Source organism: Vreelandella venusta (genome assembly GCF_044809155.1).
GTDB classification, from domain to species: Bacteria; Pseudomonadota; Gammaproteobacteria; order Pseudomonadales; family Halomonadaceae; genus Vreelandella; species Vreelandella venusta_B.
In genome coordinates this window covers 1,084,054-1,097,882 of sequence record NZ_CP085241.1, presented here as the reverse complement: position 1 = coordinate 1,097,882, position 13,829 = coordinate 1,084,054, and the positions used below count along the sequence as shown (strand labels likewise).

The following is a 13,829-nucleotide window of genomic DNA, read 5'->3' as shown; positions in this document are numbered from 1 at the left end:
CTTAATCACGGCCCGTTATGGGTTAGTCACGCGCTTCGATGGGCACCCATTCGCTCTTCTCAGGGCCAGTGTAGTCGGCGCTGGGGCGAATAATGCGGTTATTGGCACGCTGCTCAAACACGTGGGCTGCCCAGCCCGTTAAGCGGGACATAACGAAGATCGGCGTGAACAGTTTGGTCGGGATATCCATAAAGTGATAGGCGCTGGCATGAAAGAAATCGGCGTTGCAGAAAAGTTTCTTCTCGCGCCACATGACTTCTTCGCAACGTACCGACACGGGGTAAAGCACGCTGTCACCGACGTCTTCAGACAGCTTCTTCGACCACTCTTTGATGATCTCATTGCGCGGGTCGGACTCGCGGTAAATCGCATGGCCAAAGCCCATGATCTTCTCTTTGCGCTCAAGCATTCCGAGCATTTCGCGCTCGGCTTCTTCTGGCGACGCCCAGTTCTCGATCATCGCCATCGCCGCCTCGTTAGCACCGCCGTGCAGCGGGCCACGCAGCGAACCAATCGCGCCGGTAACGCAGGAGTGCATATCGGAAAGCGTCGAAGCACACACGCGCGCCGTGAAGGTGGACGCATTAAACTCGTGCTCAGCGTAAAGAATCAGCGATACGTTCATGACCCGTGCATGCAGCTCAGAAGCAGGCTCGCCACGCAGCATATGCAGGAAGTGGCCGCCTACTGAGGCATCGTCGGTTTCAGTATCAATACGAACGCCGTCGTGGCTGAAGCGGTACCAGTAGCAGATAATCGAGGGCAGCACTGCTAGCAGCCGATCGGAAACATCTTGCTGCTGGTCAAAGCTCTCTTCTGTTTCCAGGTTACCTAGCATGGAGGTACCTGTACGCATCACATCCATCGGATGCGCATCTTTAGGAATTTGCTCCAGCACGGTCTTCAAGGCATCGGGTAGACCGCGTAGCCCTTTCAGCTTGGTAATATAGCTATCGAGTTCGGCTTGATTAGGCAACTTGCCTTTCAACAGTAAATAAGCGACTTCTTCAAATTTCGCTTTCTCAGCCAGCTCTTTAATATCAAAACCACGGTAAGTTAACCCAGATCCTGTTTTACCCACCGTACACAGCGCGGTACTACCGGCACTTTGACCACGGAGTCCTGCACTGTTTTGCGGTTTATCAGCCATGTCGTGTCTCCTGTTCGTACTTTTATATTTTAATTTTAAATCGTTCTTTTAACGGCTATTACGCATCTTTCTGCTCAGCGAACAGCGCGTCGAGCTTTTGCTCAAAATCGTGATAGTTCAAAAAGTCATACAGCTCATCGCGGGTCTGCATAATGTCGACCACCTCTTTTTGATGGCCGTTATCCAGAATGCTCTGGTAAACCTGCAGAGCAGCGGCATTCATGGCGCGGAAAGCGGAAAGCGGATAGAGCACCATACGGCAGCCCACTTCCCCCAGCTCCTGCTGAGAGAACAGCGGTGTTGCGCCAAATTCAGTGATGTTGGCCAGAATCGGGGCGTTCACGCGCGAACAGAAGGCACGGTAGTCATCCAGCGTGTGCACCGCTTCGGCAAAAATCGCGTCGGCACCGGCTTCCACACAGGCATTAGCGCGCTCGATGGCGGCGTCTAGGCCCTCTTTCTGGAAGGCATCAGTACGCGCAATGAGGTAAAAATCGGGGTCTAGTTTGGCATCTGCCGCAGCTTTAATACGGTCGACCATTTCCTGCTGAGACACGATAGCCTTATTGGGGCGATGTCCGCAGCGCTTTTGGGCCACTTGGTCTTCCAGATGAACGGCAGCAACGCCTGCACGCTGCATCTCTTTCACGGTACGCGAAATGTTAAAGGCACCGCCCCAGCCTGTGTCGATATCTACCAACAGCGGCAGGTCAGTCGCGCCGCAAATACGATGCGCATCTTCGACTACGTCATTCATGCTGGTCATACCCAAATCCGGCAAGCCAAAAGACGCATTCGCCACACCACCGCCCGACAGATAAATCGCTTGGTGCCCTACTCGCTCAGCCATCATCGCGGTATACGCGTTAATCGTGCCGAGGATGGGCAGTGGACGGTTCGCTTCTAGCGCGGCCCGAAAGCGAGCACCTGGCGTAAGAGTAGATGAGGTAGACATGGGCGTTGCTCCTTTAAAAGGCTTGACGGAATGGCCTATCGCACTAATCCGCTGATGATGTTGATTGTTGTTCAAGAATGGCAGCGTAACGGTCGGCAACGTTTGCCCGAGAAGCGCTAACGTGCCGCCGCATTAGCAGCTCAGCCAGCTCAGCATCTCCAGCCTCAATGGCATCTACAATGCGGTGATGCTCCACAAAGGCGAGCTGGGGCCGCTTACCGCTGGCACTAAACTGGGTGCGATAAAGACGCACTAGGTAGTAAAGATCATCGCAAAGCAGGTTCATCAACATTTTATTGTGACTGCCTTGAACGATGCAGTAATGAAAATCAAGGTCACCTTCGCGCTGGTAGTAAGCCTCGCCTCGCTTTAGATCTGTCTGGCTTTCATGCAGGGCCAACACTTCGCGCAGCCCCTTAATTTCCTCGGCAGACATGTGCTCAGCGGCCAAGCGTGCCGCCATGCTCTCTAAGGCTTCCCGCACATCAAACAGCTCTAGCAGCTCTTTCATAGAAAGCTTAACCACCCGCGCACCTACATGGGGCACACGCTCAATCAACCGGTGCGCCTCTAAACGACGCATGGCTTCACGTAGCGGCCCGCGTGAAATACCGTAGGTTTTAGACAATCCCGGCTCGGTGATTTTACTACCCGGCGCCAGCTCGCCACGCACAATAGCGTCTTGTAACTGATGGAAAACCCGCTCAGCCAACGTGCGCACTTCTGGCGACATTTGTTCAGAGGATTTATCAGCACGCTGATGTGAAGGAGAAACGAATAGGGTCATGTTTAATTGTCGACAATCAATGGATGAAAGAACTTTAGCTTGTCATTTTTGCGCCGTCAACTAGGCAAAAAGCCCGACGTTATTCGTCTTTCGTTGTAAGCAACGAACAAAACACACTCAAGCTGTCAACAATCATACAGCAAACCCGGCACCTTGAAATAACAGCGTGTGTAAGGCGTCAAAGCATTTCACTGGTGTGTACGGGTAACGACCTCTAAGATATGTCGCCCTTGTACCGGCCTGGCGTTTGCACCATGACAACGGCGTTAACCATTACAGCCCTGCCTTATTCATCTGACCCACTGGCGCTATTTGCGCGTTTGCGAAAGCGCCCCGGCGCAGTGCTGCTTGATAGCGGGCGCCCGGTAGCCACCGGACGCTATGACATACTGAGCAGTGACCCGCTGGCAACGCTTGAAATCACACCAACCGGCCATCCGCTGTTTAACTCCTCTCAGCTCCAGCTGCCTGCCGCATTTAGTGATATAGATAGCAGTACGTCAGCCAACAGCTTCGCCCTACAAGAGTGGCTGTTAGCGCAACTACCCAGCCCCCAAGTAGAGAGCGAGCTGCCTTTTTTAGGTGGACTTATTGGCTACTGGAGCTACGATTTAGGCCGCAATAACTTAGCGGTTTCTAGTCAGCACCCCAGCGCCACGGCGCTACCTTTGGCTCGGCTTGGACTATATGACTGGTGTATCACTATTGACCATGAGCAGCGCCAAGCGTGGCTAGTCGCCTCCCCTTTGCGGCAACAGCAGGTCACCGAATGGCTCGCGCAACCCCTCGACGAGGGCAATGCCCCCTTCTCTTTAACCAGCGCCTTTCAAGCCGAGCTTAGCCAAGCGGACTACACCGAACGCTTTGATGCTGTTCAGCGCTATATACGCGCGGGAGATTGTTATCAAATCAACTTGGCCCAGCGCTTTTCAGCCCGCTACCAAGGGGATGAGTGGCAGGCGTATCTGCGGCTGAGAAAAGCCACGCCAACGCCCTTCTCGGGATTTATGGCGTGGAACAACCAAGCAGTGCTATCACTTTCGCCAGAGCGCTTTATCCAGTGTCGAGACGGGTTAGTAGAGACACGTCCTATTAAAGGCACGCGCCCCCGGGGCAGTACCCAAGAGGAGGATCGCACGCTGGCCGAGGAGCTACTTAGCAGCACCAAAGACCGCGCTGAAAATGTCATGATTGTGGATTTGTTGCGCAACGACCTCGGCCGCGTATGCACCCCAGGCACGATTCGAGTGCCACAACTTTGCCAGCTAGAGAGCTACCCTAACGTGCACCACCTTGTTAGCGTGGTGCAGGGCCAGTTGGCCGAAAATCATTCTCCCTTGTCGCTGCTAACGGCGGCCTCTCCGGGTGGCTCCATCACCGGCGCCCCAAAGATACGCGCCATGCAGATTATCGACGAACTGGAACCCTGCCAGCGGAGCGTCTACTGCGGCAGCCTAGGTTATTTAGACACCCGGGGCAGTATGGATACCTCAATCGCGATACGCACGATGGTAGCAGACGCTGGTACGCTGCACGTATGGGGTGGAGGGGGCCTAGTGGCCGACTCAAAAGCCGAAGAAGAGTACACGGAAACACTCGATAAAATCCGTCATTTAATAGGCGCCTTGGAATAAAAAAACACCCGCTTAAATCAAAAAGAAATATAAAAGCCTAACCAAACGGTATTGGGGAGAGAGGCCCTCCCTTTGTTAGTCTAGCGCTAACAGCCAAGGTTTAACGGCACGTTTTACAGTTTATTAATGAAAGGGAGGCTGCATGTCCTCAGTTCTTGACGACATTAACCACGACTTTGCCAACAACCCCCAAGGCCTAATTGAGTGGGCTTTTCGCCAGGGCAGTCGACCCATTTGCACCACTAATTTTCGCCCGTTTGAAGCGGTCATTCTGCATATGGTGACCCAAGTACGTCCCGATATCCCCATTGTATGGATGGACAGCGGCTACAACACCGACGCCACCTATCAGTTTGCCGACGCGCTAATCCAGCGCCTTAATCTCAACATGGTGAGTTTTTTACCAAAACGCACCCGCGCCCACCGGGAAGCACTGGAAGGGCCAATGCCTGGCATTGACGACCCACGCCATGCAGCCTTTACTCAAGAAGTTAAGATCGAGCCGTTTGAACGTGCCTTGCGAGACATGCAGCCAGACGTATGGTTCACTGCGCTGCGCGCCGAAGACACCCCAGAGCGCGCCAAAATGCAGGTCGCTAGTCGCAACAGCGATGGCCTGTTAAAAGTTGCCCCGCTGCTCCAGTGGAGTGCGAAAGATATGTATGAATACTTGCAAACCCATGACTTACCTAATAACTTCGACTATTTCGACCCCACTAAAGTAGAAGAGAAGCGTGAGTGTGGCCTACATCTTCAGCACTAGCGCTAAAGCACCTCGTGCATAGCGAGTCGTGAAGAAAGTATCGAAAAAGTAGCAAAGAAAGTAGCGAAGAAATAAGTACGCCCAGGCTTTTAGCCTGGGCGTACTTGGTTAGTTAGAACTAATACTCTGGAAGTTCAACGCCTTCGAACAGCGCATGCTCGTAACGAGGGCCCGCCAATAATGCCTCATCCACGCGCTCGCGGGTTAAATGTGGTGCAAACCGGGCTAGAAAATCATACATATAGCCACGCATGAAGGTGCCACGACGTATGCCGATTTTCGTTGTAGAACTGGCGAATAGATGGCTAGCGTCCAGCGCAACTAGATCACTATCCAATGTTGGGTCTACCGCCATATGGGCGACGATACCCACGCCCATACCTAATCGCACATAGGTTTTGATTACATCGGCGTCTGCAGCGGTTAGCACCACATTGGGGGTCAGCCCCTGGGCCTTGAAGGCATCATCCAACTGCGAACGGCCGGTAAAGCCAAAGACATACGTGACCAGCGGATGCTCTGCCAGCGCCTCCAGCGTAAGTGGCCCTTTAAGCGAAGCAAGCGGATGCCCTTTCGGCACCAATACACAGCGATTCCAGCGGTAGCAAGGCAGCAGCACTAAATCGGTGAAAAGCTCCAGCGACTCAGTAGCTATCGCAAAATCCGCTAATCCTTCGCTCACCATCTGAGCAATCTGTTTAGGCGTGCCCTGCTGCATATGAAGGGCTACTTCCGGGTACTTTTGGGTAAACTCACTAATGATCGGCGGCAGTGCATAGCGAGCCTGAGTATGGGTGGTAGCAATCGCTAAGCTCCCACGGCGCTCGTCACTATGCTCTTGCGCTACCTGCTTAATATTCTCGCTTAGCTTAAGCACTTGCCCGGCAAGCTCAATGATCGATTGCCCTGCGGGCGTTACGCGGGTTAAGTGTTTACCACTGCGAGCAAAAATCTCGACGCCCAGCTCGTCCTCTAACAAACGTATTTGCTTGGAGATACCCGGCTGAGAGGTAAATAGACTCTGAGCAGTAGCCGACACGTTCAAATTGTGACGGTTGACTTCCCAGATATAGCGAAGTTGCTGTAGCTTCATATCCTCACCTGATTATCTTTGTAGGAAGCACGCCAAAGCGTATCCTCACGCTACTAGGGTGTATGTTTTTCTCGAAATGCTTTTTTCTGCACGCGTCAAGAGCACTAATATGAATAAAAAAACACTCTATAATTCACTTATAGTATAAAAAATAGCGTCTATGAGCATCTTTTAATTTCTCTGTCCCATGGCGCGCCATCGTAGTAAATTTGCCAGCATCCTCCGCGCCCGCTAACATCTGCCCACTTGGCGCGGTGTGAGTGCGCTAATAAACCGCGTAAAGACCGTTGCTCCACTTGAGGCAACGTAACAGCAAGAGCAACGCAAACGGGAGAATCAAATGGCTACTAACGTTGATGTCACCAACGCCAATTTCGAGCAAGAAGTCCTTAACGCCGAACAGCCTGTCCTGCTGAAATTCTGGGCCCCCTGGTGCGGCCCCTGTAAAGTCATGGCGCCTGTGGTTGATGAAGTGGCCGCTGAGCGTGGCGACAATATTAAAGTTGTAAGCGTGAACGTAGACGACGCACCCGAAATCGCCGCTGAGCAAGGTGTACGCGGCGTACCAACGGTCATGTTGTTTAAGTCAGGCACGAAAGTAGCTTCACTGGTAGGTGCACAATCTAAATCCCAGCTGACTCAATTTATCGATCAAAACGCCTAATCCGCGCTGAGGTAACCGCTGGCTAAGCCAGCGGTTACTGTTTGCAGCTCCCACCACACTCTCTTTATTCTCTTATTCTCGACGCTTCCAAGGTGGACGTCGGGCATCGCCAAGACGCGCTCGACGCTGCCCTCCTGGCCCCAGCAAGTGCGCAATCCAGCGCGTCTGCGGATGGCTGTCCAAGGCAATTTTCAGCGTCATCGTCAAAACCACCGATAACAACATGCCCGCAGCACCAAAGATCCACCCCCACACAACTAACGAGAGAAAAGCCACAAAGGTAGAAAGCCCTAACGCTTGGCCCATCACGCGAGGCTCAATAAGATTTCCTAAAATAAAATTGATCACTAAGTAAGCTGAAGCAAGCAAAAACGCCTGTAATACCCCGCCATCTTGGGAAACCAGCAGTAGCAGCACAGGAGGAATAGCCGCCAAGGCCGAACCAATATTAGGGATGAAGTTTAGCGCAAACGCCAGCACCCCCCATAACAACGGAAACTCCACTCCCACCAACAAGCAAGAAAGCCAGACCAATACCCCAGTAGCCAAGCTAATAACGGTCTTCACCGCTAGGTAGCGTTTCAGCGTTAAACTAAACTCGCTAAAGCGTTTTAAACTTGGGGCTGGATTCTCAAGGGCACGCGACACTTTATCTCGGAAGTTAAGCGTTTCGAACAGCATAAAAATGACCAGCAGCGCGATAATGCTGCCCTGCATAAAAAGATTACCCAACTCCCCCAATAACGTTGCCACCCACGACCCATTATCTTCCATGGCAAGCATATTACTGAGCTGGTCAGGATCAATCGCCAACCCGCGACTAGAGAGCGCGTTGAGCAAATCCCAGTAGTGTTCGTACAAACGCGACTCAATATCGGGCAGGGCCTCAATGAAGGTGCTAAAGCTGTTCACCACCAGCAAGCCTATCAAGGAAATAAATCCCAGCAGCACCATCAATGTCAAAAATGCCGAGACCCCCCGGCTTAAACCACTACGGTGCAGCCACTGAACAGGTGACGTGCATACAACCGCAATAAATACCGCTAATAAAAGAGGGACTAGAAGATCTGCCCCCGCCTTCATACCTGCCACAATCACTACGAGCGCGGCAAGCGCCAGGGTCGCATTCAAGGGGATACTGCGATAATCCTCATCCGATAATTTCGACATTGCCCTTTCCTTAGCATGTTATCCATACATCATGGCTGCTCGTGCAATATTGCACAAACCATGACGCTATTAAGCAACTATTTGGCATCGACTCTTCGCCGATGAACTTTATGGTGTTTCGCCCTTCAAAGCAGCGTCACACTCTACGTTAGTAAACTCTACGTTAATAAAATCTAATTATTGGCTCTCTCAGTAAGGAAGTGACCCATGAGTTCAGCAACGCCACAACTAAAACGTTTGCGCGATGGCGTGCTTGGCAGCGCGCTTCTCGCTCTTCTGGCAACATCAACAGCTCACGCAGCATCTCCCACCCCACCCAGTTTGCATGTCCAAGCCCAATCATGGGTGGAAGTAGAACCCGATAAGGCGACGCTTTCAGCACGGCTTTGGGAAAATACCCCAGCGGTTTCTACGCTGGAAGAGACTGACAGTGCCGAGCTTAGTGAGGCACGACAACGGCTTGAACATCGTGCTAGCGAGCTAATTAAGGCGATGGAAGAGATCGGCATTGAACAGCGCGCTATTCAGGCAGGGTCACTCAATGTCTATCCTCAACATGTCGCAGGCCCGCGTAACGATAACGGTGAGCAGGATACCCTGATACGCACCCGCTTGGAGCGCCCCTTCAGTATTGAGCTAACTAATATAGACCAATTAGGCGAGGTGTTTGACGCTATGATCAGTGCCGGCGTCAACACGCTCGACGGAGTGCAGTTCGACCTGCAAGATCGCGACGCCGCCACCGATGAGGCACTGACCAAAGCATTGGAAAAAGCGCGCCACAAAGCGGATCTCATGGCCAGCACGCTGGGCGTAAGGCTGGGCCAAGTACAGCGCGTTGAAGAGACCCAGGCACCGACGTTTCAGCCCCGCATGATGGCTATGCGCGCTGAGAGCGACGCCATGGGCAGCGGCTCAGCCAATGACTACCGCCCCGGCACCATCCGTATCGATGCCGGGGTGAATGTTGAATGGACGCTTAGAGGGCAAGACGCTCGAGGCCGCCCAGGTAGGGTTGCAGGGGAGCCGGAACAGTAATCGACCCATCCGCCTGCTGGTGGTTTTCAAGTACCGCCAGCAGGCAGCGCCCTACCGCCAGGCCTGAACCGTTCAGCGTATGCAGCAGTTGCGGCTTTTTGGAATCCGGATGGCGGTAACGCGCCTGCATGCGGCGTGCCTGGAAATCTTCACAGTTAGAAACCGACGAAATCTCCCGATATGTCTCCTGGCTGGGTAACCATACTTCTAAATCGTAGGTTTTCGCGGCCCCAAAGCCCATATCGCCAGTACACAGTGTCACCACGCGGTAGGGCAACTCAAGCGCCTGCAGAATAGCTTCAGCATGACCACGCATCTCTTCCAACGCTTCGTAGCTCTTCTCCGGCTCTACAATCTGCACCATCTCGACTTTATCGAACTGATGCTGACGAATCATGCCACGGGTATCACGACCGTAAGCGCCCGCCTCCGAACGGAAACATGGCGTATGCGCAGTCAGTTTCATGGGTAGCGCCGCCAGCTCCACAATCTCATCGCGCACGAAGTTCGTTAGCGGCACTTCAGAAGTGGGAATCAAGTGGTATTCCCGCTCATCATTGAGCTTAAACAGATCTTCGCCAAATTTTGGCAGTTGGCCGGTACCCATCAGTGAATCGCGATTCACCATGTAAGGCACGTAGCACTCTTCGTAGCCGTGCTGTTGCGTTTGCGTATCCAGCATAAACTGCGCCAGCGCACGATGCAGGCGCGCAATAGGTCCACGCATCACCGCAAAGCGCGCGCCGGTCAGCTTGGCCGCCAACTCGAAATCGAGATAACCGGACTTTTTGCCCAAGTCCACATGATCCAGTACCTCGAAGTCGAACTCACGCGGTGTGCCCCAGCGGTGCAACTCGACGTTATCGTCTTCGCTTTTACCTTCCGGCACGCTCTCATGGGGCAGGTTCGGAATTCCGCTAATCGCGTCGTCCCACTCTTCCTGCACTTCAGCCAGTTCTTTCTTGGCTTTATCCAGGCGCTCGCCTAAATCACTCACTTCATCCAAGAGCGGCTGAATATCTTCGCCGCTAGCCTTGGCCTTACCAATCGCTTTGGAGCGCATATTACGCTCGTTTTGCAGCTGCTCGGTCTGGGTTTGCAACTCACGACGGCGCGACTCCAGCGCCTGCAGTGCCGCTTTATCGAGTTCGAAGCCCCGCCGGGCCAGTTGTTGCGCAGTCGCATCAAGATCACCGCGCAGCAGTTTCGGATCGAGCATGAGTTATCCCTTGGCCAGAATTCTGTGAAACACGGCACGCAAACGCCGTGGCAAAGGGGCCTATTGTAGGCAAAAGCAGGACAGGGGGCTATGGGGTTTCAAACCAAGGAAGCGTTAAGCCACCACTAAGACGCTACATCAAGATGCACCGCCGCAGTAGCTGCGGTAAAGTAATGCTATCCCCATCCGCTTCCAGCAGTGACGGCTTGATCCCCTATGATTGCATCTTTGGACTCTCGCACGGCCCCTTTTGAACGCCTTAGCAGCCACTATAAGCGTTTTCTCGAAGCCCTGCGCGCACGCGGTTTTGAAGGCGAAATAGCGCCGGATTACGCCAACCGCACCGTGCTGGCAACGGATAACTCGATTTACCAGCGCCTGCCCCAGGCGGCGGTGTTTCCCAAACACGCGGAAGATCTTGAGCGCCTTGCCAAGCTAGCTGGTGAGCTACCCCACCGCGATATCGTGCTGACCCCGCGAGGAGGCGGCACCGGCACCAATGGCCAGTCGCTGACCGACGGTATCGTGGTAGATGTCTCTCGCCACATGAATCAGATTCTAGAAATTGACGTGGCAGCACGGCGGGTTCGCGTTCAGGCGGGCGTGGTGAAGGATCAACTCAATGCCGCGCTGAAGCCTCATGGGCTATTTTTCGCGCCGGAACTCTCCACCTCTAACCGCGCCACCATCGGCGGCATGATCTCCACCGACGCCAGCGGCCAGGGCAGCTGCGAGTACGGCAAAACCCGCCACCACGTGCTGGAGTTGGATACCGTTCTGCTCGGCGGCCAACACTTGCACAGCCGCCCGCTTAGCGCTGACGAAGAGCAACAGGCCGTTGCCCAATCCGGCATTCTCGGTCGTGTACATACCACCGCCGCTGAGATCATCGACCAACAGCGTGCGCTGATAGAAGCGAAATTCCCGCCGCTCAACCGCTGTCTCACCGGCTACGATTTGGCGCATCTCCGGGAGACGGAGGGCCAGCTCAACCTGAACAGCCTGCTGTGCGGCTCGGAAGGCTCGCTGGGCTTTTTAAACGAAGCCGTGCTCAACGTCTTGCCGATTCCCAAGCACTCCACCCTCGTCAACGTGCGCTACCCAAGCTTTATGGATGCGCTGCGGGATGCCAAGGCGCTGATGGTCAGCAGCGCAAAGCCAACGTCCATTGAAACCGTGGACGACACGGTACTGCAGCTGGCGATGGAAGACTTCGTGTGGGACAGCGTCGCTGAGTTTTTCCCAGCGGGCAGCGTGCCCATTCAGGGCATTAACCTGATCGAGTTTAACGATGATGACCCTGAGCGTTTGGCCGAGCGGGTGCAGGCGTTTACTGACCATTTGAGCCAAGACCCTACCGTAGAGCGATTAGGCTATACCCTGGCCGAAGGCCGCCCGCATATCCAAAAAGTCTACGCGATGCGCAAACGCTCGGTGGGTTTGCTCGGCAACGTACAGGGCGAAAAACGTCCACTAGCCTTCGTTGAAGACACGGCTGTCCCACCAGAGCACTTGGCCGACTTTATTACCGAGTTTCGCGCCGCGTTGGATGCCCGCAAGCTCTCCTACGGCATGTTCGGCCATGTAGATGCGGGGGTGCTGCACGTGCGCCCGGCGCTGGATATGAAAGATCCCGAACAAGAAAAATTGATTCGTGAGATTTCCGATGAAGTCGCCGCGCTTACCCAGAAATACGGCGGGCTGCTGTGGGGCGAACACGGTAAAGGCGTGCGCTCCGAGTACGGGCCTAAGTTCTTCGGTGAGCTCTACCCCTGCCTGCAGCAGGTAAAAACAGCGTTTGATCCACATAACCAGCTCAACCCTGGCAAGATCGCTTCACCTTCTGACAACAACAGATTAATTGCTAAAGAGAACGACCCGGAACTGCTCACTGTCGACGGCGTGCCCATGCGCGGCCAGCTAGACCGCACCATTGACGAGCGGGCTTGGCAGGCCTACGACGCAGCGGTGTACTGCAACGGCAACGGCGCTTGCTACAACTACGATGTGGACGACCCCATGTGCCCATCGTGGAAGGCTACCCGCGACCGCCGCCACTCCCCTAAAGGCCGCGCTAGCCTGATTCGCGAGTGGCTGCGCCTGCAGTCCGAAGCGGGCATTGATGTCGTAGAAGAGTCGCGTAAAAAGAAAGCCGAGCGCACTTGGGGCTTTATCAAAAGTTTCCCCAAGCGGCTGATGAATACCCTGAGCCGCCAGCAGCACCACGACTACTCCCATGAAGTCTATGACGCCATGGCGGGATGTTTGGCGTGTAAATCCTGCGCGGGCCAGTGCCCTATCAAGGTCAATGTGCCGCAGTTTCGCTCGCAGTTTTTAGAGGTGTATCACGGCCGCTACCTGCGCCCGCTGCGCGACTACGTAATTGGCGGCACCGAGTTTATGCTGCCCACGCTTGCCAAGGCTGCTCCCCTGTACAACGCCGCCCTTGGGCAACGCTGGGTGGAAAAGCTGATGAGCACAGGAATGGGAATAAGCGACTCACCGCAACTCTCTCGCGCCAGTGTGAAAAAACAGCTGCGCGCTTGGGGCGTTGCGGAAGCCACGCCCACATCGCTGGCGATACTCACCGAGCAGCAGCGGGCCAACAGCGTAGTGATTGTGCAAGACGCCTTCACCACCCACTTTGAAGCCAAGCTGGTAATGGATGTGGTGGAACTGCTGTCGCGTCTGGATCTGCGCGTGTTTGTCATGCCGTTTTCCGCCAACGGCAAGCCGCTGCACGTACAGGGCTTTTTAGGTGCCTTTGAGCGCACGGCAGAAAAGCAGGCCAAACGCCTTCGCGCGCTTAGTGAGTTCGAGGTGCCCATGGTAGGCATCGACCCTGCCATGACACTGACCTACCGCCAGGAGTACGTCAAAGCGCTGGGGCAAGAGCAGGTGCCCAATGTGCTGATGCTGCAAGAGTGGCTAGCCACCCGCGTCAACACCCTCCCCCCCGGCCAGCTCACGCTCAAAGACCCGGGCTTTAAGCTACTTTCCCACTGCACCGAAAAAACCAACGCCCCGGGCAGCCCGAAAGCGTGGCAGCAGGTATTTGCGGCGTTTGGTTTGCAGTTAGAGCTGGCCACCACGGGCTGCTGCGGCATGTCCGGCACCTACGGGCATGAAACCCGTAATGTCGAAACATCGAAAACAATCTACGCCCAGTCGTGGCAGCCCCAGGTCGAAGCTGAGGAGAACGCGGGCAAGCTGCTTGCCACGGGCTACTCCTGCCGCAGCCAGGTGAAGCGCTACTCAGCGCAAACCTTGCCTCACCCGCTGCAAGCTCTGCTGATCTGCATGAAACAGGCCAGCCGCTAACGCGGCTGGCCTGCTGGGGCTTGCTTGTATCCGTG

General features: G+C 54.6%; 10 protein-coding genes and 1 pseudogene. 5 read left to right on the top strand and 6 right to left on the bottom strand.

All coding sequences use genetic code 11. From position 1 onward, the window contains the following. Positions 1-22: 22 nt before the first annotated feature. Genes prpC through LG301_RS05220 form a run of 3 tightly spaced genes read right to left on the bottom strand, consistent with a single transcriptional unit; the run spans position 23 to position 2,892 of the window. Positions 23-1,150: a 2-methylcitrate synthase gene (gene prpC, locus LG301_RS05230; RefSeq protein WP_404474033.1), complete on the bottom strand. Its 1,128-nt coding sequence runs from the start codon at positions 1,148-1,150 to the stop codon at positions 23-25. 58 nt (positions 1,151-1,208) lie between these two features. After that, a complete protein-coding gene (gene prpB, locus LG301_RS05225) occupies positions 1,209-2,105 on the bottom strand; it encodes a methylisocitrate lyase (protein WP_404474032.1) in 897 nt (298 codons plus the stop codon). 43 nt (positions 2,106-2,148) lie between these two features. Continuing rightward, on the bottom strand, positions 2,149-2,892 hold the full coding sequence (locus tag LG301_RS05220) for a GntR family transcriptional regulator (protein WP_404474029.1): 744 nt from the start codon (positions 2,890-2,892) through the stop codon (positions 2,149-2,151). A gap of 254 nt (positions 2,893-3,146) precedes the next feature. Here LG301_RS05220 and pabB point away from each other — a divergent pair, with 254 nt between their 5' ends. Together pabB and LG301_RS05210 are read left to right on the top strand one after the other, a co-directional pair. Next, a complete protein-coding gene (pabB, locus tag LG301_RS05215) occupies positions 3,147-4,526 on the top strand; it encodes an aminodeoxychorismate synthase component I (RefSeq protein ID WP_404474027.1) in 1,380 nt (459 codons plus the stop codon). A gap of 142 nt (positions 4,527-4,668) precedes the next feature. Further along, complete coding sequence (locus tag LG301_RS05210; protein WP_404474025.1) at positions 4,669-5,289, top strand: phosphoadenosine phosphosulfate reductase family protein; 621 nt, start codon at positions 4,669-4,671, stop codon at positions 5,287-5,289. 118 nt (positions 5,290-5,407) lie between these two features. On the opposite strand, the gene cysB is transcribed toward LG301_RS05210, so the two are convergent. Next, positions 5,408-6,382, bottom strand: a complete 975-nt coding sequence (cysB, locus tag LG301_RS05205; protein WP_263065347.1) for an HTH-type transcriptional regulator CysB — start codon at positions 6,380-6,382, stop codon at positions 5,408-5,410. A gap of 325 nt (positions 6,383-6,707) precedes the next feature. Between cysB and trxA the strand changes: the two are divergent. Further along, positions 6,708-7,046, top strand: a pseudogene (gene trxA, locus LG301_RS05200) (thioredoxin); the annotation flags it as partial. 72 nt (positions 7,047-7,118) lie between these two features. Here trxA and LG301_RS05195 read toward each other — a convergent pair. Continuing rightward, positions 7,119-8,216 (bottom strand): AI-2E family transporter, encoded by a 1,098-nt coding sequence (locus tag LG301_RS05195; RefSeq protein ID WP_404474023.1) that lies wholly within the window; start codon positions 8,214-8,216, stop codon positions 7,119-7,121. Positions 8,217-8,423: 207 nt separating this feature from the next. Between LG301_RS05195 and LG301_RS05190 the strand changes: the two genes are divergently transcribed. Next, entirely contained in the window at positions 8,424-9,254 is an 831-nt protein-coding gene (locus LG301_RS05190) for an SIMPL domain-containing protein (RefSeq protein ID WP_404474021.1), read from the top strand. Here the strand turns inward: LG301_RS05190 and serS are convergent. Next, positions 9,196-10,473 (bottom strand): serine--tRNA ligase, encoded by a 1,278-nt coding sequence (gene serS, locus LG301_RS05185; protein WP_404474019.1) that lies wholly within the window; start codon positions 10,471-10,473, stop codon positions 9,196-9,198. The genes LG301_RS05190 and serS overlap by 59 nt on opposite strands. 216 nt (positions 10,474-10,689) lie before the next feature. Between serS and LG301_RS05180 the strand changes: the two genes are divergently transcribed. Beyond that, on the top strand, positions 10,690-13,794 hold the full coding sequence (locus LG301_RS05180) for an FAD-binding and (Fe-S)-binding domain-containing protein (protein ID WP_404474017.1): 3,105 nt from the start codon (positions 10,690-10,692) through the stop codon (positions 13,792-13,794). Positions 13,795-13,829 lie beyond the last annotated feature (35 nt).